Source organism: Caballeronia sp. SEWSISQ10-4 2 (assembly GCF_030464885.1).
Taxonomy (GTDB): Bacteria; Pseudomonadota; Gammaproteobacteria; order Burkholderiales; family Burkholderiaceae; genus Caballeronia.
The window spans coordinates 15,543-38,195 of the sequence record NZ_JALPRJ010000062.1 but is presented as its reverse complement, the minus strand read 5'-3'; the positions used below and the strand labels follow the sequence as shown (position 1 = coordinate 38,195).

General features: G+C 58.5%; 25 protein-coding genes and 4 pseudogenes. 16 read left to right on the top strand and 13 right to left on the bottom strand.

Features of this window, described 5'->3' with window-relative positions:
* Nucleotides 1–53: 53 nt before the first annotated feature.
* Nucleotides 54–443 carry a hypothetical protein gene (locus tag M0D69_RS31960; RefSeq protein WP_301785841.1) on the bottom strand — a complete coding sequence of 130 codons (390 nt, stop codon included), beginning with the start codon at nucleotides 441–443 and terminating at the stop codon, nucleotides 54–56.
* A 398-nt stretch (nucleotides 444–841) separates the two neighbouring features.
* On the opposite strand from M0D69_RS31960, the gene M0D69_RS31955 reads away from it, so the two are divergent.
* From M0D69_RS31955 to M0D69_RS31920, 8 genes and pseudogenes are all read left to right on the top strand, one after another.
* Nucleotides 842–1,603 carry a YoaK family protein gene (locus M0D69_RS31955; RefSeq protein WP_301785840.1) on the top strand — a complete coding sequence of 254 codons (762 nt, stop codon included), beginning with the start codon at nucleotides 842–844 and terminating at the stop codon, nucleotides 1,601–1,603.
* Nucleotides 1,604–1,666: 63 nt separating this feature from the next.
* A pseudogene (locus M0D69_RS31950) lies at nucleotides 1,667–2,054 on the top strand (response regulator).
* Nucleotides 2,055–2,266: 212 nt separating this feature from the next.
* Nucleotides 2,267–2,713, top strand: coding sequence for a hypothetical protein (locus tag M0D69_RS31945; RefSeq protein WP_301785839.1), 447 nt, complete (start codon nucleotides 2,267–2,269; stop codon nucleotides 2,711–2,713).
* Nucleotides 2,691–3,032 carry an HPr family phosphocarrier protein gene (locus tag M0D69_RS31940; protein WP_367619786.1) on the top strand — a complete coding sequence of 114 codons (342 nt, stop codon included), beginning with the start codon at nucleotides 2,691–2,693 and terminating at the stop codon, nucleotides 3,030–3,032. Before M0D69_RS31945 ends, M0D69_RS31940 begins: the two co-directional genes overlap by 23 nt.
* A 65-nt stretch (nucleotides 3,033–3,097) precedes the next feature.
* Nucleotides 3,098–3,880 (top strand): fused MFS/spermidine synthase, encoded by a 783-nt coding sequence (locus M0D69_RS31935; RefSeq protein ID WP_301785838.1) that lies wholly within the window; start codon nucleotides 3,098–3,100, stop codon nucleotides 3,878–3,880.
* Between the two features lie 78 nt (nucleotides 3,881–3,958).
* On the top strand, nucleotides 3,959–4,186 hold the full coding sequence (locus M0D69_RS31930) for a hypothetical protein (protein WP_301785837.1): 228 nt from the start codon (nucleotides 3,959–3,961) through the stop codon (nucleotides 4,184–4,186).
* 160 nt (nucleotides 4,187–4,346) lie between these two features.
* On the top strand, nucleotides 4,347–4,544 hold the full coding sequence (locus tag M0D69_RS31925; RefSeq protein ID WP_047897806.1) for a ribbon-helix-helix protein, CopG family: 198 nt from the start codon (nucleotides 4,347–4,349) through the stop codon (nucleotides 4,542–4,544).
* 183 nt (nucleotides 4,545–4,727) lie between these two features.
* Complete coding sequence (locus tag M0D69_RS31920) at nucleotides 4,728–5,069, top strand: hypothetical protein (protein WP_301785835.1); 342 nt, start codon at nucleotides 4,728–4,730, stop codon at nucleotides 5,067–5,069.
* Between the two features lie 494 nt (nucleotides 5,070–5,563).
* Here the strand turns inward: M0D69_RS31920 and M0D69_RS31915 are convergent, their stop codons facing one another.
* Complete coding sequence (locus M0D69_RS31915) at nucleotides 5,564–5,710, bottom strand: helix-turn-helix domain-containing protein (protein WP_301785854.1); 147 nt, start codon at nucleotides 5,708–5,710, stop codon at nucleotides 5,564–5,566.
* Nucleotides 5,711–5,849: 139 nt separating this feature from the next.
* Between M0D69_RS31915 and M0D69_RS31910 the strand changes: the two genes are divergently transcribed.
* Complete coding sequence (locus M0D69_RS31910; RefSeq protein ID WP_301785834.1) at nucleotides 5,850–6,410, top strand: recombinase family protein; 561 nt, start codon at nucleotides 5,850–5,852, stop codon at nucleotides 6,408–6,410.
* A gap of 3 nt (nucleotides 6,411–6,413) precedes the next feature.
* Nucleotides 6,414–6,728: pseudogene (locus M0D69_RS31905) on the top strand (DUF4158 domain-containing protein); the annotation flags it as partial.
* Between the two features lie 46 nt (nucleotides 6,729–6,774).
* Here the strand turns inward: M0D69_RS31905 and M0D69_RS31900 are convergent.
* The 5 genes from M0D69_RS31900 to M0D69_RS31880 form a co-directional block, all read right to left on the bottom strand.
* Nucleotides 6,775–7,947 (bottom strand): porin, encoded by a 1,173-nt coding sequence (locus M0D69_RS31900; RefSeq protein ID WP_301785832.1) that lies wholly within the window; start codon nucleotides 7,945–7,947, stop codon nucleotides 6,775–6,777.
* Nucleotides 7,948–8,164: 217 nt separating this feature from the next.
* Nucleotides 8,165–9,283, bottom strand: coding sequence for a cupin domain-containing protein (locus M0D69_RS31895; protein ID WP_301785831.1), 1,119 nt, complete (start codon nucleotides 9,281–9,283; stop codon nucleotides 8,165–8,167).
* A 139-nt stretch (nucleotides 9,284–9,422) separates the two neighbouring features.
* Complete coding sequence (locus M0D69_RS31890) at nucleotides 9,423–10,568, bottom strand: aminotransferase class V-fold PLP-dependent enzyme (RefSeq protein ID WP_301785830.1); 1,146 nt, start codon at nucleotides 10,566–10,568, stop codon at nucleotides 9,423–9,425.
* Nucleotides 10,569–10,579: 11 nt separating this feature from the next.
* Complete coding sequence (locus tag M0D69_RS31885; RefSeq protein WP_301785829.1) at nucleotides 10,580–11,890, bottom strand: MFS transporter; 1,311 nt, start codon at nucleotides 11,888–11,890, stop codon at nucleotides 10,580–10,582.
* Between the two features lie 61 nt (nucleotides 11,891–11,951).
* Entirely contained in the window at nucleotides 11,952–13,352 is a 1,401-nt protein-coding gene (locus tag M0D69_RS31880; RefSeq protein ID WP_301785828.1) for a M20 family metallopeptidase, read from the bottom strand.
* A 114-nt stretch (nucleotides 13,353–13,466) separates the two neighbouring features.
* Between M0D69_RS31880 and M0D69_RS31875 the strand changes: the two genes are divergently transcribed.
* The 4 genes and pseudogenes from M0D69_RS31875 to M0D69_RS31860 form a co-directional block, all read left to right on the top strand.
* Nucleotides 13,467–14,393, top strand: coding sequence for a LysR family transcriptional regulator (locus M0D69_RS31875; RefSeq protein WP_301785827.1), 927 nt, complete (start codon nucleotides 13,467–13,469; stop codon nucleotides 14,391–14,393).
* 83 nt (nucleotides 14,394–14,476) lie between these two features.
* Nucleotides 14,477–15,283: a hypothetical protein gene (locus M0D69_RS31870; RefSeq protein ID WP_301785826.1), complete on the top strand. Its 807-nt coding sequence runs from the start codon at nucleotides 14,477–14,479 to the stop codon at nucleotides 15,281–15,283.
* Nucleotides 15,284–15,302: 19 nt separating this feature from the next.
* Nucleotides 15,303–15,722: a phage tail protein gene (locus tag M0D69_RS31865; RefSeq protein ID WP_301785825.1), complete on the top strand. Its 420-nt coding sequence runs from the start codon at nucleotides 15,303–15,305 to the stop codon at nucleotides 15,720–15,722.
* Nucleotides 15,719–16,384, top strand: a pseudogene (locus tag M0D69_RS31860) (contractile injection system protein, VgrG/Pvc8 family); the annotation flags it as partial. The gene M0D69_RS31865 and the pseudogene M0D69_RS31860, both read left to right, overlap by 4 nt.
* A 139-nt stretch (nucleotides 16,385–16,523) precedes the next feature.
* Here the strand turns inward: M0D69_RS31860 and M0D69_RS31855 are convergent.
* The 3 genes from M0D69_RS31855 to M0D69_RS31845 are packed head-to-tail and all read right to left on the bottom strand — an operon-like array spanning nucleotide 16,524 to nucleotide 17,400.
* Nucleotides 16,524–16,859 carry a BrnA antitoxin family protein gene (locus M0D69_RS31855; protein WP_301785824.1) on the bottom strand — a complete coding sequence of 112 codons (336 nt, stop codon included), beginning with the start codon at nucleotides 16,857–16,859 and terminating at the stop codon, nucleotides 16,524–16,526.
* On the bottom strand, nucleotides 16,825–17,112 hold the full coding sequence (locus M0D69_RS31850; RefSeq protein WP_301785823.1) for a BrnT family toxin: 288 nt from the start codon (nucleotides 17,110–17,112) through the stop codon (nucleotides 16,825–16,827). Before M0D69_RS31850 ends, M0D69_RS31855 begins: the two co-directional genes overlap by 35 nt.
* A 30-nt stretch (nucleotides 17,113–17,142) precedes the next feature.
* Complete coding sequence (locus M0D69_RS31845; protein ID WP_301785822.1) at nucleotides 17,143–17,400, bottom strand: hypothetical protein; 258 nt, start codon at nucleotides 17,398–17,400, stop codon at nucleotides 17,143–17,145.
* 278 nt (nucleotides 17,401–17,678) lie between these two features.
* On the opposite strand from M0D69_RS31845, the gene M0D69_RS31840 reads away from it, so the two are divergent.
* Complete coding sequence (locus M0D69_RS31840) at nucleotides 17,679–19,082, top strand: ISNCY family transposase (protein WP_301785821.1); 1,404 nt, start codon at nucleotides 17,679–17,681, stop codon at nucleotides 19,080–19,082.
* A gap of 309 nt (nucleotides 19,083–19,391) precedes the next feature.
* Nucleotides 19,392–19,675, top strand: a pseudogene (locus M0D69_RS31835) (transposase); the annotation flags it as partial.
* A 756-nt stretch (nucleotides 19,676–20,431) separates the two neighbouring features.
* Here the strand turns inward: M0D69_RS31835 and M0D69_RS31830 are convergent.
* The 3 genes from M0D69_RS31830 to M0D69_RS31820 are packed head-to-tail and all read right to left on the bottom strand — an operon-like array spanning nucleotide 20,432 to nucleotide 22,033.
* Nucleotides 20,432–20,722, bottom strand: a complete 291-nt coding sequence (locus M0D69_RS31830) for a DUF2471 family protein (protein ID WP_301785820.1) — start codon at nucleotides 20,720–20,722, stop codon at nucleotides 20,432–20,434.
* A 30-nt stretch (nucleotides 20,723–20,752) separates the two neighbouring features.
* Nucleotides 20,753–21,520: a hypothetical protein gene (locus tag M0D69_RS31825; RefSeq protein ID WP_301785819.1), complete on the bottom strand. Its 768-nt coding sequence runs from the start codon at nucleotides 21,518–21,520 to the stop codon at nucleotides 20,753–20,755.
* A 60-nt stretch (nucleotides 21,521–21,580) separates the two neighbouring features.
* On the bottom strand, nucleotides 21,581–22,033 hold the full coding sequence (locus M0D69_RS31820; RefSeq protein ID WP_301785853.1) for a hypothetical protein: 453 nt from the start codon (nucleotides 22,031–22,033) through the stop codon (nucleotides 21,581–21,583).
* Nucleotides 22,034–22,653: the final 620 nt, after the last annotated feature.

The window sequence follows — 22,653 nt, the reverse complement described above, 5'->3', positions numbered from 1 at the left end:
AGACCGGTTGCTGCGAACCGGAGTGGTGCCGCGACTGATGAGTCGCGGCAGCCCTAGTGGATTTGCCCGTGCGGGACAGTCGTGGGAGGCGCCCCCGTTACCAGGCGATTCTCGAAACGCGACACTGCGTGAGCGAGCATACGCGCTGCGTTTTCGAACAGTGCGTCCGGCTCGAGCATCACGGCCGCTTCCGCGAGGCGCTTTTGCGTGATGGCGATGGCAATCGCTAGCGCGATTGCATGAAAGCTCGCATGTGCCAGCTTCAGTTGCAGCAGCTCGGGAGCGTCGTCCCACCGCGCGCCATCTTGATGAATCCAGCGCCCGAGTGCGCAGCACCGCTCGTTGGCAAATGCGGACGTGACCAGCCTCACGCGCTTGTACATCCCGTTACGCAACGAGACGCCAGCTATCTGGTGCTCTTCAAGCGTGTCGTCAAGCGACATGGCACTTCTCCTCAATATGGCGAGCGGCGCGGCCGGCATTCTGTCCGACTACCGGGCTTTGTCCTCTCGCCACCACGAATCGTGTCAACCCTGCGCCGTTGCCGCCGCGTAGGCAACGACGACATCCCCGCGCGTAGCTCGCCTCCCGGAGGGGGCCATTCGCCAGGGGCATCAAGTTACCAGTTGATGATAATTGCGTTATCATCCTAGCAGCTTTATTGATCCGGTTCCACACGCGATGATCCGTCGATATGTGCGCAGAACTCGCCGCGTTCGTTCGGGGCGTCGGGAATGCAAGGTTTCACCCTGCGCGTGAAATTTCGGAAAACCAGCTTGCTGCACCGGTCCCTGCTTGCGCCCAAGCGCTTCGGACCCGCGAACACACGAGTCGATACCTGATGCCAGCACACTATTTCCGGACCTTGACGGGAAAGGATCGCAGCACTGAGGCCAACAGGCAGCTTGGTTTTTCGCTCGCGTTCGTGGCAGGTGCGACCAACGCCGGCGGTTTTCTCGCGGTGAAGCAATACACGTCCCATATGAGCGGTGTGGTGTCAGCGATTGCCGACCAGACTGCACTGGGAGACGTTTCGCTCGTCCTTGCGGGCGCCGGATCGCTGATCTCGTTCTTGCTTGGCGTCGCCTGTTCCTCGGTGCTCGTCAATTGGGGGCGACGCAGGCGACTGAACAGTCAGTACGCTTCACCCTTGTTGATCGAAGCTGGCCTGCTCCTGTGTTTCGGGCTGCTCGGCAGCCATCTGGCCTTGTGGGAGCCCCTGTTCGTGCCGACAACGGTCGTGCTCCTCTGCTTCATCATGGGGCTGCAAAACGCGATGATCACGAAGCTATCCGGTGCGGAAATACGTACCACCCACATGACGGGCATCGTGACGGATATCGGCATCGAGCTCGGCAAGCTGTTCTACTGGAATTCTTCCAGGGTCGATACCACCACACCTTTCGTGCTCGCGAATCGGGCAAAGCTGAAAGTACACGGGACAATGCTGACCATGTTCTTCGTCGGGGGCGTCACGGGGGCGATGGGATTCAAGCACCTTGGATACGCGGCAACGATTCCCCTGGCAGGACTGTTAATCGTGCTGGCGATCGTGCCGTTGATTGATGATCTACGCGGTCAGATCTACCGGCTTGACCGCTAGTACGACAGTTGCAAATGGGTGAACGAAGAAACTGAGATGTATGAACGCGCACGGTCCTGTGCCATGTTGAAGATAATTCTGGTTGAGGATTCGCCCCCGGGGTTCGACGGCGGATCGCCGCGCTCACCGGGGCCATCAGGGAGTTGAGATTGTCGAAGAGGCGGAGGACGCTAGCGATGCCCTGAGCGGCATTGCAGCCACGGACGCAGATGTCGTCATCGTGGATCTGCGATTGACTGGCGGCAGCGGCCTGGACGTTCTCGCGGGCCTTGCGCGAAGCAACTGGGCGGTCATCACGATCGTGTTGACGAATTATTCGAGCGCGGTGATCCGCGAAGCCTGCCTAGCGGCCGGAGCACACTACTTTTTCGACAAGACGAGCGAGTTCAATCTGGCTCGAGACGTGATTGAGCGGATCGCCCGCGCACGTCCTGCAATCACCACCGACTGAGCAGAAGCCGATCCGCTCCTCGCTCGGAGTTGCTGTCGAGGCGGGGCGTGGGTTACTGATTGATGATGCACATATTATGATAATAGGATCATAATTAATTTACGTTACAATGCCAATCGCCAGACTCGAGTGGGCTGCTTCCTGTGCATCGAACCTGAGTGATCAGATCGAGCTAAACGGAGCGTTCACCAACGCTTGGCGGGGAGATCGACGTGATTGATACGAGTGTTCCGCTGTTGTCTCATGACTACACGCACCTGTTTTTACGCGATGTGATAGGCCGTCGCGGACTGATTGTCGTCGGCGTGGGCAAAGCGGGCGAACGCGGATTCCAGATGCTGTACCGGTTTTCTGATATCTGCGACCACCTGGAAGAGTGCGGGATCAACGTCATCTTCGTTTATCAGAAGGAATCGGTGCGCCATGTTCAGGACGCGCCGTCGTTATTCGGCGCGCGATGCAGGCAAAGGCCCTGTCTGTTTCTGGACGACGACGGTCAATTCTTTCGCGGTCCGCCTCACCCAAAATCGCTTCGCGCGGTATATCTGGATCCGCAAATGCGACGGCTCGATACTGCCGACATTGGGTTGAGGGAGGAAACGTGGGACCCATTGCTGCGCGCCTTCTTCGCCCAGGTTGTCGCACGGTCCATGCATTGAGCAGGACCAGAAGGGGTTCGGAGCCCTGACACGGATTACGCACGAGGGGAGCGGGTTGGTCGAGGCATTGATTCAGGTAGGCGGGCGATCGGGATTGAACGGACACGGGTCAGCAAGACTCGCCGTAACCGCCGCCCGGTTTGTGAGCGATATCGTCTGCATGGCGAACGGCCGGTCCGTCAATGCTAAGGATGTCATGTCGGTCATGTCGTTGCGGGCGAAGCCGGGCACGCTCGTGCACATCTTGGCAACGGGTCCCGACGAAGTAGTGGCGCTTGAGGCCCTTTCGGCCATTCTGCGTGCGCAGGAATCCTCCTGATCTGATCCTGGTAAGAGACTACGCGCGCATCCGTCGGTCGGCCCCGCAATAATTTGCGCCCAATTATGCCCAAGAAGAGAAAGAGAATTCTGAACAAGCCGTTGGTCATACAGAACGAGCAGATTGTTTCGCTGTACTTTGATGCACGCGGGGTCCAGAGCACCATGTTGCTGCATGATCCTTACGCCCTTGCCTTGGGGTACACGCGTACTATGATGGGTTTCCTGCTGTTCCGGCCGTCCCCCCGGCGCATCTCGATGATCGGTCTGGGTGGCGGTTCGCTCGCGAAATACTGCTACCGCCATTTGCCAGACACTACCATTACCGCCGTCGAAATCAATCCGCAGGTGATCGCGTTGCGTGACCAGTTCCATGTGCCGCGTGATGATGAACGCTTTAGGGTGATTTGTGCGGACGGCGCGAAGTACGTTACGGTTTTGGTTCCGGATCAACGGCCCGACATTCTGCTGGTCGATGGCTACGATGCCGATGGCCTGCCCGCCGAGCTGGGCAGCAGGACGTTCTATGAAGCCTGTCGTCGACGATTGAGCGATGACGGCATGCTGGTGGCCAATCTGGTGACGGATGAACCGGACTTCCATCGCTACTTGCGCTCGCTCAGGGAAGTCTTCGCCAACGCGGTGACCCTGGCCCCGTCGGAGGGCAGTCAGCACAATGTCACCGTTTTTGCGTGGAAGGGCGACACCGATGGACTTCCTTCGCTTGCAGTCATGCTCGACCGGGCGCGCGGGCTCGCAGCCGGACACGCAGTGAACCTTCATGCCACGGCCACGCGCATCGAGTACGGCAAGCGATTTAATTGGAATCGATATGAGCAGGCGTGTTGAGCGCATTCATCTGCCTTGCGCGGATGTCGGCACGCACCCGTTCCCGGTCTTTTGAAGCCGCATTCTCGAGGAAGGAAGATGACAGCGGGAAGCGACAACGAAAGCAGCACCGTGACCCATTCGGCCATCCAGGCTCTTGAACATCTGGCCCACCCGCGATATGGCCGCGACGCACCCTCCCTGAACTGGTCGGTCGTTCAGGAGTTGCTTAAGGCAGGATTGGTATCCGTCCCGAGACCAGGACGAGGCGGTGTCTCGATTACCCTGGCCGGACAGGATTTTCTGCGCGCGAGGGCAGAGCTTTAGGGTACCGTCGCCAGGCGTTGTTGGCGCCAGCAGATCGACGGCTGAGCGCAGCAAGCGCATGGGGATTGGTCTCCGCTGTGCGCTTCTGGCGCCACGAAGATGACTCGGGTCACACGATGTATTATAATTCAATTAACATATCTGGACTTCGCCCCCTGTCATGGAAACAAAAAGCGCTCGACTCACGATTCTGATCGATCCTGTGAAGAAGGAGGCGTTCGAAAAACTGTGCGCTGCGCAGGATTTGACGCCCTCACAGGTGGTGCGGCAACTGATTCGCGAATACCTTGAGCAACACGGTGTCACCTACAAGACAAAGAGCGCCGTTGGTGTGCGCCCACGTCGAAAAACCGCCTGAAGTACACCCGTTTCAAGTCCATAACGCGATCCGGTGGGCAAGTCGTCGCCGGTTCGTACAGCACGCAGGCTGCCCGCTACTCCTTCAGGCTGTTTCGTTTGCAGCATGCAGGTAGATTGCACGTCTTTGGCTGTGCGCGACGATGCACGATCGTCAGGCTCGCACGATACTACGAGTTGTGAAATGCACCGCCTGGAGCTGAAAGCAGAGCTACTCTGCTTCCTCACTTTATCTGAGATCGTTGCCTTTCGCACCGGTGGAGCATGGTTGCGGGTCGACCATCTTGTCGAGAGCACGAGGATTTGGCTACGCCGCCACGATCATCATGCCGACTGGCGCCTCCGGATAAAACTAAGTCGAATGGCCGCCGATCTCGCGTGCCGACTCGTGAAGGCCGACGACATCGCGCACGGCCAGCGGGATGATTACGGGTTCTTTGCCAGCGATATGCAGATCAACTTCGCGTCACCGCAAGTGATCGTTGTCTACGCTCAATGCGTGGACACGCTGATGCCGGGGTATTAGCGGGGCGTCGGCACGTTGCTGGGACGGTCAAGTAAATCGGGCGATGAAGAATGCAAACGGCTCTATCACGGTCATCGTTTTCCGTCTGCGGTCGTCATAGTTGCGCAGCGTGCTGGTGTTTCCAGTTTCAGTTGAGCCCACCCGACATTGAGAGCTGCTGTTGAAGCGCGGTGTGAGATCGTTGGTTCCGCCCCGAAGGAGGTCTCCCAGGGGATGACGCGATCCGGCGCTCGCGCGACAAATTCGGCGGGGGCTTCGCACAGTGCGTCAAAGATGCACGTCCTAACCTCGGCACCGCATGGGATCTCGAACGATCGTAACCGACCAACTGCGCAGCTATTCGGCGGAAGGCCGAAATCCCCGAGATGGCCAACTTTAAGCACATCTTCGTCAAAGCCCGCGCACACGTAAAGGGGTCGTCTCAGAATTCGGAAAAAATCGTACGCTAGCAGCTGTCGGCGTGGCTGGTCGCTCGTCCGTTCAATGCTTTCTTGTCATCGCTCTAGCGCCCGATAAAGTGTGGCTCTATGGACACCAAGCAGGCGGGCAACCTCCGCCACAGGCTTTCCGTCTTGCTCGATAAGCTGACGCGCGTGGACGATGCGTCCGGCGTCAAGTGTTGGAGTTGGGCCAAAGCGCACGCCGCGCGCTTTGGCGGCAACCCGTCCGGCGCTGGTACCCGCTGTCAGAAACGTCAGAATAGGGCCGGTAGGTCCATTGTTTGGCACTCGAAATTGAAAATCATAGATTTCAATCTGCCGTCTTTACCGGAAGTCTGTCATGAACGGCCAGCGCGTCGGCTATGTGAGGGTCAGCACCTTCGAGCAAAACGCCGTGCGCCAGCTCGACGGAATCGTACTTGACCGGACCTTCACCGAGAAGGCATCAGGAAAGGACACAAAGCGGCCGCAGCTCGACGCACTGCTAACCTTCGTGCGCAGCGGCGACACGGTAGTCGTGCATAGCATGGATCGGCTCGCCAGGAATCTGGACGATCTTCGCCATATCGTCCAGCTGTTGACCAAACGCGGGGTGCGCATTGAGTTCGCGAAGGAATGTTTGACGTTCACGGGCGAGGACTCGCCGATGGCGAATTTGATGCTCTCGGTGATGGGCGCCTTCTCGGAATTCGAGCGCGCGCTGATTCGTGAGCGCCAGCGGGAGGGCATCGCCCTGGCAAAGCAACCCGGCGCCTATCGGGGTCGCAAGCCGACGTTGTCCGACGCCCAGGTCGCCGACCTCCGCCGTCGAGTAGATGACGGTGAACGTAAAGCTCAGATCGCTCGCGAATTCGGAATCAGCCGTGAAACCCTGTACCAGTATCTGCGCTCGACGAGGTGAATCTTGCCCCGCCGAGAACTGCTTACCCCTGACCAGCGATTCCAGTTATTAGCGTTCCCCTCGGATGAAAGTGAGTTGATCCGCTTGGCCACGCTATCGACGGAGGACTTCGCGTTTATTCGGCAGCATCGAGGCGGCCACAACCGTCTCGGCATCGCGATGTTGATGGTCTATCTGCGCTATCCCGGTCGGGTGCTGGGACCTGCTGAGAAGCCTCATGCGCCGATCATCGGAATCGTCGCGGCGCAACTGGGCGTCACGCCGGCGGTGTGGGACGTGTACGCTGCGCGTGACGAAACGCGCCGGGAACATCTTGAGGGCACCCTAACACCGTTGCTTAGCGAGTCTCTCGCGCGATTGGCGGTCAAAACTTATGTCGAATGCCGACTTGTACGAATGACTGACGATTCGTCGATGAGGCGGTAAGCGCGTTGATCGTCGCACGGGCAGCCTGTCCGGTTGAATCGGTGCCGCTGGCAAATTGCGTCGTGCCCAGTGCGTACACGTCGGTTCGTTTCGAGAGAAAGTAATCCAGTGACAATGAGACGTTGTTGTATTGCGAGGTCCCGATTGAACCCGTGCCCGAGCCTCGCGTGTAGCTATAAACGGCCTCGGTGAAGAGCGCCGGTGTCCATCGATAAGTGAGGTTAATTTCGCCGGTATCGAATTTTGCCGTGCCCGACAGGTGCAGGGGGTCGCTTCCCGACGATGTATCGCCAAGGCTCTTGAACTGGACGTTGCTGTACACCAAACCGACGGTCGCGTTGCCCACGTCATACTTTGCGGCAGCCGCGATGGCCTGATATGAATGCGCCGACGCATATCCGCTGTATATGGGGCTCGACGTCATGTTGTTCAGGCTCGTACCCGACACATCCGTCGGTGTGCTGGTGAAATACGATTGGTTAGGGTTGCGCGCATTCAGGTACGCCGCACCCAGGGAGAACGGACCGGCGTCGTACGAGCCGCCGACCGACCAGATCTGGTTGCGGGAAAAATCGCCTGCCTGGCCGCCGAGTCCATAGACCGCACCGAAGGTCAGACCTCGAAAAGTCGGGGTCGTGATCTTGACCGAGTTGTTGACGCGCTTGCTATTGTTCAAGTTATCCAGATCGCCTGGGTGCGATGTCGTGCCGCCGCCGTAGTTAGCCGAGTTCATTTTCGTCTCGACAAACGTGACGAGGGAATCGTATTGACGGCCCAACGTGAGCGTCCCGTAACTTGCGCTCGATAGGCCCACGAATGCCTGGCGGCCGAATTCAAGACCGCCTTGCAGCGACGATCCCTTTCCAAGATCAAATCCGTTCTCCAGGGTGAAAATGGCGGACAATCCGCCGCCCAGATCCTCGACGCCTTTGAAGCCCCAGCGCGAACCCTGCATGATGCCACTCGATCCCGCGATAACGCGGCCGCCGCCACTGTTGCTTTGATAATTGATCCCATAGTCAATAAGCCCGTAAAGCGTGACACTGCTTTGTGCATGTGCCAAACCGGAGGTCGTGACGAAGAGGGTAGCGCAGAGAAGTTTGGTTTTCATGGTATATTGATTCGGATAACTATTTATATTGAATTCAATTTTATTTGACAGAGAAAGCACCTTGGCTACCCAAGCCGGATGTGACGACGCGATAGCAACAACGGTATCGAATTCGCCAGCTTTCAGCGTTCGCAATTAAACAAGACAGGTTTGCGAATCAAACAAGGCTTGACCGACCGTGCGGGTCACGGCGATCCGGTCGCGCCTGGTCTCAGGATCATTGAAGCGAGAAATCTGCCGGCAGGGTCACCTCAAGCAACTCGAGATCGGTGCTGCAATGGCCGAAGCGATACGACATGTTGCCGGGAAGGGTGATGCTGTCGTCTGTGGAAAGGGCGTAGGTGTCGTCGCCCTGATGAACCTTGAGTGTTCCTGACAGGACGAAAAAGAAGCAGAATTCGGTATCGTGGACGCGTTGAGTTGGGGGACTCTCTCCCGCCGCACGGACCACGCGAACCCCCGCTAATCCTTTCGTTGCAATTCCGATACCGGTGTCGCTTGCTACAAAGCCCGCCGTTTTCCATGGCAGCCATGTTGCGTTCGCCGCAATGTGTCGAACAAAACGCTGGCCTTCGAATTCACGCTCGGGGTCGTAATCGGGACTCGGCAATGACAACATGTGATCGGCCATGGTGATATGTTCCGCCGGACTTCCAAGCTCGATCACCTCGGCGCCTGCCGAGCTTTCCAGCACGCGGTGGCGAATCGTGGGGGGCTGCAACACGCAGTCGCCCGCGTTCAAGATAAATGGGTCGCCTTGCGCTTCGTACACAAGCCGCACCCAGCCTTTTCTGCAAAAGATCATCTGGAATCGGATTTTGTGGAAGTGCACATAGTCGGGGACAGGGCCACCTTCCAGGATACGAATATGCGAGGCGATAAACGCACCGCCATGCCGGTTCGGCAGGAGATCCCGATACCGCATTCCAGCACGCCCGACGCTCCATGACGCGGCGGCATCCGCGCGCGATAACACCAGTTCCTGGCGGGTCACCGGCGTCTTCATCGGCGGATCGGCGGGCGAGAGGCGGATGACGACGCCGTTAGGAGCGGTCAACGAGCGCGCGCCGTGCGGCAACTGCCCGGGGTCATCGCACAGCAGATGCAGTTCCTCAATGCCGTGCGGCAAGCCGATCCCCAAACGAATCGTCAGGCCATGGCCAGAAAGGATCGCGGTGCCCGGGTTGTCGGCGGGATAGATCGCATCGATGCGAAAACCGAGTGCATCGACAAAAAACTGCATGGTGGGTACCAGTTCCCGGCAGCTCATGGGGAGGTGGAAAGCCCGGATTCCGGTAATCGTACTGGTCGCATTGGCGGGGGCGTGGGTGTTCATGTCGTTCTTCCTGGACGGCGGGATTAATTGGCGTGAGCGCTCCTGAAGGGTTCGCGGGGAAAGGGCAGCGGCGGCCCGGTCAGCGTGCAAGCAATGCCCGATTGTCGTGGTGCGTTCGATCGTGCCGGGTAGCGGGAAGTCATTGTGAAAGGCACCGTTCGAGGCGCTCGATTCCACCGGACGTCGTACTCGCACCCGGCGACATACGCAGCGTGCGGCCACGGGCGTCGACGCTCACGCGCTGCGATGCCAGCATGCTGATTACTTGCCCGGCATCGGCATGGCGGGGTAGTTCCGCCATGATGCTCCCGCCACGGGCTTGATCGTCGCGAGGTGACAGCAGGCGATATCCCAAGCGATCGACCATCTCGATGATCTGCTGGCACAGGTTCAGGTTGTGCACACGGACCGAGCCTGCGGGTTGAGCGAGCATCCAGTCAAAGCCTGGCTTCGATGCAATGAAGGGCAATACGGATGGCGTTCCCGTGTCAAAACGCCGGGCATCGGGAGCGTAGGAAAATACTTCGATATCCCAATTGAATGGATCCTCCTGACTGAACCAACCGCGTGTGGCAGGCATCATGCCGCGTTTCATCAGGGCAGGCGACACATAGCCCAGCCCCGTTCCTGGTGCGCCGCATAACCATTTGAGCGTCGACCCGCAGGCGAAATCGACGGCGGTTGTGCGTACGTCGAATGGCAGGATGCCCATACCTTGCGTGAGATCGACGGCGATCAGGCTTGCCTGCTTTTGCGCGTGTGCAGCGAGGGTCTCAAGATTCGCGCGTTTTGACGTGAGCGACGACACCCATGTCACCAGGGCGAGCGCGACATCGGGCGTCCAGGCCGCGATGAAATCATCATCGTGGACATATGCCTCACCGTCCCGGACAGGTATCGTGCGAAGCGCGAACCCACGTCGCTCGGCGAGGCCGGCAAGAAGGAAATGAAGGCTGGGAAAGCAGTCCGCTGCGGCGAGCACGGTGCGCCCGCGCAGGGCTTTGTCGTCGAGCCCGTCGATAAACCGCGCGAACGCCTCAGTCACATTTTGCGCGCCGAACACGTCGGCGGGATTTGCGCCAATCAGCGTTGCCCAGTTCGCGAGCAGTGCGGATCGCGCGTTCAAGGCGATGTCCCATCGCTGGTCGTCAGGGGCGCACCAGGAAGCGGTGAAGCTAGCGAGCGCGTCGGTGATCGCCTTCTTTTGCCCGGGGAAGACACCAACTGAGTGATACATCAACCAGCCGCTGAAATCGCCGTCGCCGGGCGTTGAGGTATGAATCATGACCCGTCCTTTCAGAGGTACTTGACCGTCTTGTTCTTGTTGTAGATCCTGATGCACGCAAGGCTCAGCACGGCGCAACCCATTAGGTAGAAGCTCGGCGACAGAGGGTCGCCCGTCCATCCGATCATCGCGGTCACGAGCCATGGCGTAAAGCCGCCGAATACCATGACGCCGATGTTGTAGCTGAAGCCGAGACCCGTGCTGCGGATGCTGGTTGGAAAAAGCGAGGAGAGGACGGTTGCGAGCGGGCCGAAGTAGATCGCTTTCAGCAGGCCGGCCAGAAACATGATGCTCATCAGGACGGCCATCGACGGCGCTGACATCAGCCACTTGAAGCAGGGATAGATCGTCAGGAGCGTGGCCATCGCCGACACCACCATCATGCGCCCGCGCCCGTATTGATCGGCGAAATGACCCATCAGCGGCGTCACGACCATCAGGATCGTGCCGGTCACGACGGTGGCAGCGAACCCTGTGGACGCAGGCAGATGCAACTGCTTCACCGCATAGGTCGGCATGTAGAGAATCATCAGGTAACTCGCTGCGGTCGATACCGCCATGATGCCCGCCGCGAGCAAAATTCGTCCCTTGTAGCCGGCCAGCAACTGCCTGATCGGTGCGCTGTTTTCCGACGCATCACGCGATTGCGCAGAGGGCAAGGTGTCGTCGATATGCTTGCGGATATACAGCCCGACTGGGCCCACCAGCAGCCCGAAAATAAACGGTGCGCGCCAGCCCCATGCTTCGATCTGGCTGGGCGAGAGCTGGGTGCTCAGGGCCAGTCCGGCAAACGACGCGAGCACGGTGCTCATGCCCTGGCTGGAGAATTGCCAACTGCCGAGAAAAGCCTTGCGTTTGGACTTCTGCTCGATCATCAGCGCGGTGCCGCTGCCGAATTCTCCGCCGGTTGAGAACGAGATCAGGATGCGAGCGATCATCAGTCCGATCGGCGCAGCAAGGCCGATACTTGCGTACGTCGGGATGATCGCGCACACCAGCGTGCCGATCATGGTCAGTCCAAGCGACGCAAGCAAGGCGGCCTTGCGCCCGCGTCGATCGGCGTAACGTCCGAGCAACAACGCACCGAGTGGCCTGAAAACGTATGACAGCCCGAAGGTGCCAAAGGTCAGCAGCAACGACACCGTTTCATCGTGCGCTGGAAAAAACAGCTTCGAAATCGTAACTGCAAAAAATCCATAGGCGGCGAAGTCGAACCATTCGAGCGCGTTGCCGATGCTGGTCGCAAAGATCAGGCGTTTCAGCGGCTTGTCGATCTGGTTGGCGATGCGTTGTCCGGATTCTTCGGAGACAAAAGAGGCCATGGCTGGATTTTCCGTTGATGGAAGAGGTCGGATGAAGTTGACGGGGGGATTGGCGCATGCCCTATGGCCTGATCCCGCCCGGCATAGCTGTGTATGGGTCGCCCAGATCCCAGAAAAGCCCCGTCATGAGTTGCAGCGCTTCGCGGGCCACGCTTGCGAGCAAGTGTTCGTCGGGTGCGTGCTGCCGGCAGTTGGGATACGAGTGCGGTATCCAAATCGTGGGCAGCCCCAGGGTGGTCGCGAAGCAGCCGTTCGGAATGGTCCCGCCCAGATTGGGCAGGATTGTCACGGCCTTGGCGGTGGTCGCGGCAATCGACGCATTGGCCCAGTTCACCCACGCGTGATCGGGATCGAGTCGTGTGGCGGCCCCCGATGCTTCGATGGACACCTCGACTTGAGGAAAGCCTTCGCGGCGCAGATGGTCGGTGATGATCGCCTTCGCGTTGTGCCAGTCGGTGCCCACCACGAACCGCAATTGGCAAACGGCCTCGGCAGCGTTCGGAATCGCACTGATCGGGCGTTCGACGTTGCCTGTACTCATCGCCAGTACTTCGAGTGTGTTCCAGGCATAGATCCGCTCCGCCGCCGTCAGGCCCGGCTCTCCCCAGCCACCGGAAAGTGGCGGGTCGCCTTCGTCCACTCCGACTTCAAGGTCCGCGACCAGCTCCCTGACGCGCGTTGGAATCGGGGGCGAGAGCAGTCCGTTGATCCGGATTCGGCCATGACCGTCTACAAGGCTCGCCACGGCGTTGGCCAACACGGTGCCGGGGTTTGCCAGCACGCCGCCCCAGTTGCCCGAATGACGGGCGCCAAACTCGTTCCTGACGGTAAGCCGGAAATGAAGCGCGCCGCGCGAACCCAGGAAAATGGTGGGAGAGGACGCCTTCTGACGTGGTCCATCCGATGCAATCAAAAGGTCGGCCGAGAGCCGCGTTGCGTTCAGCCGGCAAGTTTCATCGAGTCCCGGGGAACCTACTTCTTCTCCCATTTCGATGATCACTTTTGCATTGAACCCGAGCGATCCGCGTGTGTGCAGAACCGATTGAATCGCGCCCAGGTTGATCGAGTGCTGGCCCTTGTTGTCAGCCGTGCCGCGACCGTACCAGCGCTCGCCTTCAACCTGAAGCTCCCACGGCGAACGCCCGCTGGTCCAGTTCGACGCGTCGCCGTTGATCACGTCGCCATGCCCATAGATGAGCACGGTGGGCAGATGCGCGGCTTCGATGCGCTGGGCCAGGAGCACCGGTGGCATCCCGGCGATGGGGTTATCGGCGATTTCAGTCGTGAAGCCCATTGCGTCGAGCGCGGTCGCTATTTCATCCGATAAATAAGCGCGCAGCGCCGGGGCCGCTTCTTCAAGCTGGCTTTCCGTTCGTCGCGCAATGCGGCGGCTCAGGTCAACGCGAAACCTGCCGCTGTCGAAGTAGGCGGATACGTGATCGATGGCGTTCTGGCGTGTCATTCAAGGTGGCTCGGTGTTTCAGTCGAGCCAGATTAATGCCCCGCGATCTTTTTTGTATTCGCAATCAAACAAGGTACATTTGCGTTTTCGTCAAACCTTGCCCCGGGTCCGAACATGCGCAAATTGCTCGAGCCTTCGCTCTATTATTTTTCGGTGGTGGCGCAGTCTGGATCGTTGACGGCGGCGACGGAAAAACTCGGGCTGACCGTGTCCGCGCTAAGCCGGCATATTGCAAAGCTCGAAGGGGATGTGGGCGTGGCGCTCTTCGAGCGGCACGCGCGGGGCATGGTGCTGTCGCATGCAGGCCGGCTTCTTGCCCGCCACGCACAGCGCAGTCTCGCCGACGCACAGTCGGTCATCGCCGAGATCCAGGGTGACGAACGCAAGCGCGCGCGGACCATCAGGATTGCCTGCACCGAAGGTTTTGCGTTCGATTTCCTTCCCGTGTCGCTCGGCGGCTTTTACTCGAATCATCCCGATGCGGCCGTCGAACTGGAAGTTGTCTCGTCAGAAGTCGCGAGCCAGATGCTGATGAGCGGCGAGGTATCGATTGCGCTGTCATTCAGTTTCAAGCCGGAGCCCGGCGTGGTCGTGCGCCTGACGTTACCGGCCCCGGTTATGGCGTTGATGCGCCGTGACCATGATCTCGCGAGCCACACGACCGTACAACTCGCCGACATCGCCCGTTTTCCGGTTCTACTGCAGGACCCAGGTACGACGAATCGTCAACTTTTCGATATCGCGTGCAACGTCGAAGGGATCGAGATTGTGCCCTTCGTGAGCAGCCGCTATGTGGCGGCGTTGTACCGTTTCGTACAAACGGTGCCCCGGGCTGTTATGCCGTCGGGCTACGTCTCAGTCGCAAAGCGAATGGCCGGCGACGAGCTGATAGCACTGCCGTTCGACAACCCGCTCTTGCAGCAGCGCCGCCTTCAGGTCAAGACACTTGCGGGGCGGCCTTTGGATGGACTAGCGCAAGAGTGCATAGATTGGATCGTGCAGGATCTTAACGCTACCGCGAAAGGAATGTTTGGGATATAGCGGGTAGGAGAGATAGAAGGACTTGCTGGCCAGATGTCTATATCTGGGCGAATTGGGACACGCTCGGGCCGAAATTCGCGGCGATGTGGGCTGGCATTAAGGCCGGTGCGGGTGCGGCTTGGGATTGGATCGGCGGCAAGGTTTCGTCGGCATGGGAGGCCGTTAAAGGCGCAACCGGCGCGGCTTGGGGCTGGCTTGGCGGCAAGCTGTCAGGCATGTGGGAATCGGTCAAGGGGGCGTTTGGCGGGGGCATCGAGGGCATCGCCGCATTGATTCTCAATTGGTCGCCGCTCGGCCTCTTCTATCAGGCGTTTGCGGGCGTCATGTCGTGGTTCGGCATCGACATGCCCGCGAAGTTTTCCGAGTTCGGCGCGAACATTCTGTCGGGGCTGGTGAACGGTATCACCAACGGTCTCGGCGCGGTGAAAGACGCCATCACGAACGTGGCCGATTCGACGGTCGGATGGTTCAAGGAAAGACTCGGCATCCATAGCCCGTCGCGCGTGTTCGGCGAGTTGGGCGGATTCATCGGGCAGGGTGCAGCGCTCGGCATGGACGGCGAGCAGGGGCGCGTTGCCAAGGCCGCGATCGGCCTTGCCACCGTCGCGGCCACGTCATTCGGTGCGCCCGGTGTTGCGAACGGCGCGGCGATGGCCCGTGACGCCGTGCCGATCGTGCGCAGCACCGTCGCGATCGACACCCGGCCGCCACTGAGCGCGACGCCTGCCGCAAGCGCAGCGCAGGCCGTATCCGCACCGGGACAGTACATCTTTCAGATCAGCGGCAGCGATCCAAAGGAAATCGCGGCGCAGGTGCGCAGCTTGATCGAGCAGATCGAGCGTCAAAAGCAATCGCGCATTGGCTCACGGCTGTCGGATTCCGCTAGTTAATGAGGGGAGGGAAGGGACCATGATGTTTTCGCTCGACCAGTTCGTTTTCAGCCTCAAAACGGCACCGTTCAAGGAATTACAGCGACAGCGCAATTGGAAGCACCGCACGTCCTCGCGGGTGAATGCGCGGGACGCGTCGCAGTTCACCGGCCTTGGTGACGACACGATTAGCGTCAACGGCATGGTTGCGCCCGAAACGATCGGCTCGATTGCGTCGCTCGACGAACTCGCCAACATGGCCGATATCGGCGCAGCGTATGTGTTGGTCGATGGTAACGGCACGGTCTACGGTGCATTCATCATCGAGAGCCTTAACGAGACGCAGACCTATCACACGGCCGAAGGCGTGCCCCGAAAAATCGAGTTCAATCTGAGTCTCAAACGGGTTGACGACGATATGGTTGAAAGCGCCAAGAGCAAACAGAAGGGCGAGCAATGAACGACAGCCAGGTCAACAAAAAGAGCGCGATTCAGGCTGACTATAAGGTGTCACTCAACGGAAAAGACCTGTCCGGCATCATTGCACCGCGGCTGATCAGTTTGACCCTTCGCGAGTGCAGGGGTGGCGATTCCGATACGCTCGATATCGTGCTCGATGATTCGAAAAATGACCTCGCTATTCCAAAGCGCAGCGCCGACATCAAGCTATCGATCGGATGGGCGGGTGAATCGCTGGCGGACAAGGGAACGTTCAAGGTCGATGAAGTGGAAGCGAGCGGCGCGCCGGATATCATCACGATCCGCGCTAAATCGGCGTCGATGACAAACGAGATGCATGTACGCCGGGAAAAAAGCTGGCACGGGCAGTCACTTGGCGCGATCGTGGGGGCGATTGCCGGTCGGCATTCGCTCAAAGCTGCTGTTGCCGCTACGCTCGCCAAGGTAGCGATCGATCACATCGATCAGACCCATGAAAGCGACATGTCGTTTCTCACGCGCCTTGCCAAGCGCTATGACGCGGTAATGAACGTGAAAAACATGCGTTTGTTGTTTATGCCGATCGGGACCGGCAAGACGGTAAGCGGGAAGACGCTCGCCGTGCTCAATCTCACGCGCTCAAGCGGTGACGGCCATCGTTACCACGTTGCGCAGCGCGAGAGTTAGCACATGCCGCGAATCTCCGAGCTAAAAGCCACGCAGTGGCGTGAGTATCAGCTTAGAGCCGATTTGTCATCGCGTGCCGCCAATCCTCGCTCTCGGTCCGTCAAATTGAAAAAGCCCGCATGACGCGGGCTTTGAGTTACAGCATGTGATGCGAAGTAGCGTACTCGCGTAGCGCTTCGTTTATTCGTGTTTGCCAGCCGTCACCGGTTGAGCGGAATGCCTCAACCAAGTCACGGTCGCAGCGTAGGCTGATCGCTTCCTTGGTGACTTCTGCGGGCGGTCGACCACGCCGTTTAAGCAGTGTGTCGGCGGCCCTTGTTCCAACGCGCTCGACGAGCGTTTCCCGAACTGGCCGCATCCGGCGCATTTCATCGGCGCTCAGTTCGCGCGCGTCAGGATCGGCCGCGATGCCGCGATTGATTTCGGCGTCTTCCGCATCAGTCGGCATCACGATCTTGCGTTTGTTGGACATAGTTGTTTACCTCGCGTTTGTTGGCTTTGCGTAGACTAATCACGCGCAAAGCTGATCCTCGTATCGTGTAGACCACGCAAAAAAGGCGCTCGCCGATAAAGCCATGTGCAACCCAACGTTCTTCGTTGTAGTCGTGGCGCTCGTCAAGCACATCGATTGCGCTGTCCCACTCGAATTCCTCGACGAGGGCCAGGGATACACCGTGCGTTTCACGGTTGATCTGGTCTTTGGCCGGGTCAAATTCGATATGCATGATTTATTGTATATACATTAATTTGAACTTTCAAGGACGTGCGCGGCTCGTTGTGAAAGCCTGTATGCCGAGTCGCCGGACAAGGGTTGCGCGGGACTCGAGCGCTTTCTCGATGGTGGTTTCGTAAGTTCCGTCCAGCTTTGCGCGCCGGACCTTTTCGACGACCGACCACCCGCGCACGTGGTGCTCGAAGCTTAGGGTGCTGGAGGTGTATGCTGGCGCGACGGCCTCGACCCATGCGTAAAGGTCGTCGTGGGTCACGACAACCTCGCCGAACAAATCAAACATCTGAGGAAATCTCCAATTTATTACGACTGCGAAAGGTAACGTAATGCGGCCGTAAGTGCTGGAAACGAGAGAGAAGCGCGCCAGATCAGGCGGCTAGGAGGAGGGAATGCGTTGTGTTTTGGAGACGCTTCTTACGGCGTTTTCAATTTGACATAACATAAATTATCAACTTTTTAGTTGTCACGGCTTTTTAGAAATGTCCGGTTTTGGCTAATTAGAAATGTCCGATTCCGTCCTCCTGGCGCACGCTGGTAAAGCGTGTGGCCAAGGGGCTGATCATGAATGAGCGTGGTTTTGTCACGGTGAGTATGCGTGAGCTCGAGCGGATCAAGATTATCGCGGCAGTGGCCGAGCATCGACTCAAGGTCGTTCAAGCAGCTGAGCGTCTGGATCTGTGCGAACGGCAAGTAAGTCGATTGGTCCGGCGCTACGAAACCAGCGGTCCAGCCGGGCTGGTGTCAGGCCGGCGTGGGCAGCCAAGCAACCGCGAGTTGCCGATCGATGTGCGGGCTCGGGCCATGGCACTGGTGCGCGAGCGCTACGCCGATTTCGGCCCGACCTTGGCGTGCGAGAAGCTGCGCGAATGTCATGGCATGACGCTGGCCAAGGAAACCGTGCGACGCTGGATGCGTGACGCGGGCCTGTGGATTCCGCGCAAGCAGCGCCCGCCCACGATCCACCAGCCGAGGAACCGGCGCGCGTGCCTGGGCGAGCTGATCCAGATCGACGGCAGCGATCATCGCTGGTTCGAGGACCGGGCGCCGGCCTGCACGCTGCTGGTGTTTATCGATGATGCCACCAGTCGCCTGATGATCCTGCACTTCACCGCGACCGAGTCGACCTTCAGTTATTTCGAGGCGACGCGGCGCTACCTCGAGGCGTATGGCAAACCCGTCGCACTGTACAGCGACAAGGCGAGCGTGTTCCACTGCAACAACTCCGCCACGACCGCCGGCAAAGGCGTCACGCAGTTCGGGCGGGCCATGTTCGAGCTGAACATCGATACCTGGTGTGCCAACAGTAGCCAGGCCAAGGGGCGCGTGGAGCGGGCCAACCTGACCTTGCAGGACCGGCTGGTGAAGGAATTGAGACTGCGCCACATCGACACCAAGGAAGCCGCGAACGCTTATGCGCCCCACTTCATCGCCGACTTCAATGGCCGCTTTGGCAAGGTGCCCCGGAGTGCGTTCAATGCTCATCGGCCACTGCGCGAGGACGAAGACCTCGACCTGATTCTGACCTCGCGTGTGCCTCGGCGCGTGTCAAATTCGTTGACGGTTCAATACGATCGGGTGATTTACATGCTTGCCGATACGGTCGAGAATCGAAGCCTGATTCACAAGTATCTGGACGTGTTCGAATACCCCGACGGACGCATTGAGATTCGCGTCAATGGGACCGCTCTCCCCTATGTCGAGTACGACCGCTTGTCGGAGATCGATCAAGGTGCTGAGATCGATAACAAGCGTCTGAGTCATGCATTGCAGGTGGCGCAGGTGATCCAGGCACAACGCGACGACCGGCGCGCATCGGGCTCGCCTTCGCGCACCAACCAGGGTGAAGCGCCACGTTCTAAGGAGCGTAAAGCGGGGACCAAAAAGCAACGCGAGCTGACACTCGATGACTTGAATGCGGCGGTCTTGAGAACCGCCGAAAGGCGGCTAGCCGCGGTGGGGAAATGACCCTTTTAAGAGAGATTGACAAGGCTAAAACCAAAGCTAAAACAAAGGCTAAACCCGACATCTCTAATTAGCCCGCCCCCCGACATTTGAATCTGGCCTCGACATTTTAGTGTGTGTAGGCCCCAAGTAGTAATGTCGTACTTGAGAGTTCTCGAACGTAAATGTCCGCCCAAATCTTCGGAAAGCGACCTTTTTAACGTAAAAGTCCGAAAAAAGTTCTTTGTCTGGACTTTTACATCCACAAGAAATTTGCTTTTTTCTCGAAGGTACATTTACGTCCACCACAACTGGCAGTCGGTGAGCCTACATCCCGGCATCGGTACCATCACAGCGAGCTTGCTTGCATCGGAGATCGGGAACGTCAAGCAGTTCGCGAGCGGACGGAATTCAGCCGGGTCGGTAGGACTGGTTCCGCGGCAGTCCCGTACTGGCGGTCGAAGCATTCAGTGTGGATACAGCAAGCGCGGCGACAAGCACCTACGCTACTTGCTTGTCCAAGTAGCCAGAGCACTTGTACAGCATGCAGCCAAACGAACCGATGGGCTTTGCGAGTCGACCGATCAATGCTCACTCGACGTCACTCAAACGTGGTTGTCCGTAACTTCGTCAACGAGTTCGCACGGATCACATGGACGGTTCTGACCAAACACCGCATACGATGCCTCACACCTGAACCTTGGCGCCTAACTCTTCTTTCGCCAAACTAGGTTTTGCGGCCACGGGAAATTTGATGGCCCTACGGCACAACGACCGGATGAAGAACCTCACAAGTTGTACCGCTCACAGCAACTGCCCGACATCCTCATGATCTACTGGTGTCGTCTTCGTCACGGAATGCAAAGCAGTCTCCAAAACGACTTGGAATAGATTTCCGCAAGCCGAAAGACTTCAAGCCCAGCGGTTGCAAAATTCGGCCTAGCCGTAGATTACACCCGAGCCACTACAGGCATTCGTTGATTCTTGGTACCTACGGAGAGATGTTGCGCGACGAAAGAAACGGCCAATGTCAGCGTTTATCGACGCCTGAGTAATGTTTTGCAAGGAAAAACCAACAGAAACCGTTGCGGCGCATGCGCGGCCGTTTCTGTTGCGTAGAATCCGGCTGGAAGCCTTGAGCTGCCGTCGCAGGATGCCCGAAAAACGCAACACTTCAAAACATACCAGTCCCGGTGATAACTTCGCTTATGTAAAATTAGTTCGGTATCCGACATATTTGAAATTCTTGTCTGCCGATCGAACCTGCCTGATACGGATAAGCAACGCTACTTCATTCAAATTGCTCGTGTCCAAAGCCCCACGATTAGTTGCATTAGGTGGTTCGTCGCTCATAGCATGTGTTTCCTGTTTTCCTAGTCGACGCGACGCCAAGCGTCTTCGATGGCACCGAAAACGATCGGCACGAAGCCATGCCCTTCGAATGACGCAGGGCGTTCGTCTTTCGGATAGTCCAGTGCAGCGGGAGCGCGGATCATGTCCAGAATCCGCTTGCTGTACTTTCCCGTGGCGGCCACATCAGCCAACACCTCGGCCTCGATCGTGTGAAGCAAAGCCCACGTCAGCAGCCCGGCAGACCTATGCCGTCGCACAACAGCCGGTACGGCTTCCCTTACAGCCGCGTCAGCGGCGAATAGTGCGTCCATATCTTTTCAAGTTTTCCTTTGTGGCGGCCGTCACGACCCAATGCCATTCTGTCGCTTCAATAAAAACCAGCACATGTTCAATGCCAACGATCTGCCCAGCCTCGCCATCTGCTCCTCGGAAACGCCCACGGGCCTGTGAGATCCCGGGCTCACGAACCCATAGACGCCTGCTAACCCCCGCTCCTCCTCGAGGCTGATAAGACCGGTGCTCTTCAGGTATTGAATGACCGATCCCCATTTCGAGGAATCGTAAGTAGCCCCCGCCAGCGCATGCCGGCTGTGAGCGATATCAACGGCGAGCGTTTCAAGAGCTACGCGCGCATCGTTCAGGCACGCGTTAAAGTTAGGGGGCGTGGAGCGGAAGGCATCGCTTGACTCATTGATCTTGCGCACGATGTCGGACGCCCGTGGCATACCGCACATGGAAAGCTCACGCAAAAGATCGTCGTCGATCGGAGCTGCATCGCCGATGGACGGGTCGGTAGTCCGGATTCGTTTTTCCTCAATGAGGTAACCATCTAACTCCAGGCATCGGGAGAGATCCGACCACCGCTCATCGAATCGATGCTTGGGACTGACCGGCGCGCGGAGATCGCCAGTGGTACGCGCGATCTCCTCTAGCACGACCAACAGCGCGCCTTCATCGGCGCTCGTCAGAGAGTCCGTCAGACTGCGAAGCAGCATGGCAGGATGAAGCTCAGGGAATATTCCGGCTTTGTTGAGCAGGACGGTACAGACGAATGCTTCCTGCAGTGCCAAAAACTGGCACAGCGAAAGCTTAGTCCGATAGCTAATCATGCGTGTTCCTATTTGTCGCGATCGGCGAACGTCTGGGCCGCCGAACCGCTTTTCCGATGGTCAATGGATCTCGTGTTGACGAGCGTCGATTTCGAACGGAGCAGCGTTATAACCCACGGTAGCGATCTGGTGGAGATACACGGGCAAGAACGCCGCAATTGAGCCAGCAACCTCATACTGGTGAACATGTCGGTATTCGTGCGTCAACAGTCGTCGCGAATCGTGCCCCTGAACTACGAAAATAGCGTGGCCGAGCGTCAGCCCGACCATGCCTGGCCCCAGTAGCCTCGTATCCAGTGCGATAGCACGTAGCACTGGGTCGTCCGGCAGCGGCAGGCAAGGAACGATCGCGACGCGAATGGACTCGGGCGTTGCAACGCCAACCGCCTTGGCATCGTTGATGCCATATTCGGTCAAGGGTGCGCCAGTAGTCAGGACCAGCCGAGACTGAGCCTCCGCCCAGGCGATGGCGATAGGCAGAATTGTTGGAAGAGCAGCCGCAAGATCGATCATGTTCTTTTCCTCTCGCGCGGCAGCGCCGCGATATTTCGCAGAGCGGCGCGCAAACTCGTCCCAATAAAACCGCGCGATTTCCTGCGGCGCCGACCTCTCGTTTATTTCCATCCGAACGCCATTAGACTCGAAGAATACGAGTGCGCCCTCGGCCTTGGAAAGTTCAACCACCTCTTCCGCAAATAGCTCGATATCCGCGCCGAACGCCGCGGAAGCTACTATCGTCCCGTCAGTAGCGCGAGTAACCATAGCAATTTGTTTCATGGCCTTTTCCGTGTTCATTGGGTGTCCGTCACAGGACGCTGCCGACTCGCGCTACAGTCCCGAACCTTTCCGTCAGGCCCAATTTCGTGAACGACAGGCCACTCCTTGCACTCTGGATCACCGCAGTCCATGCCGTCGCACCATCCAACATCTCCGGAGCGGCGCCTAGGTCGCCAGAGAAGCCGACGACAATTCATCGCAACGAAGCTGCCTAACAGAAAAAGAAGGGGCCTTCCACACGGAAGGCCCTTGATAAATGGTGCCCACTGTCGGATGAAAGCGATAACTACGCCTACGCTGCAGTACTCATCTAGGTAAGCCGTGCGATATAGGAATCGCACGGCTTGCTCTAGGTG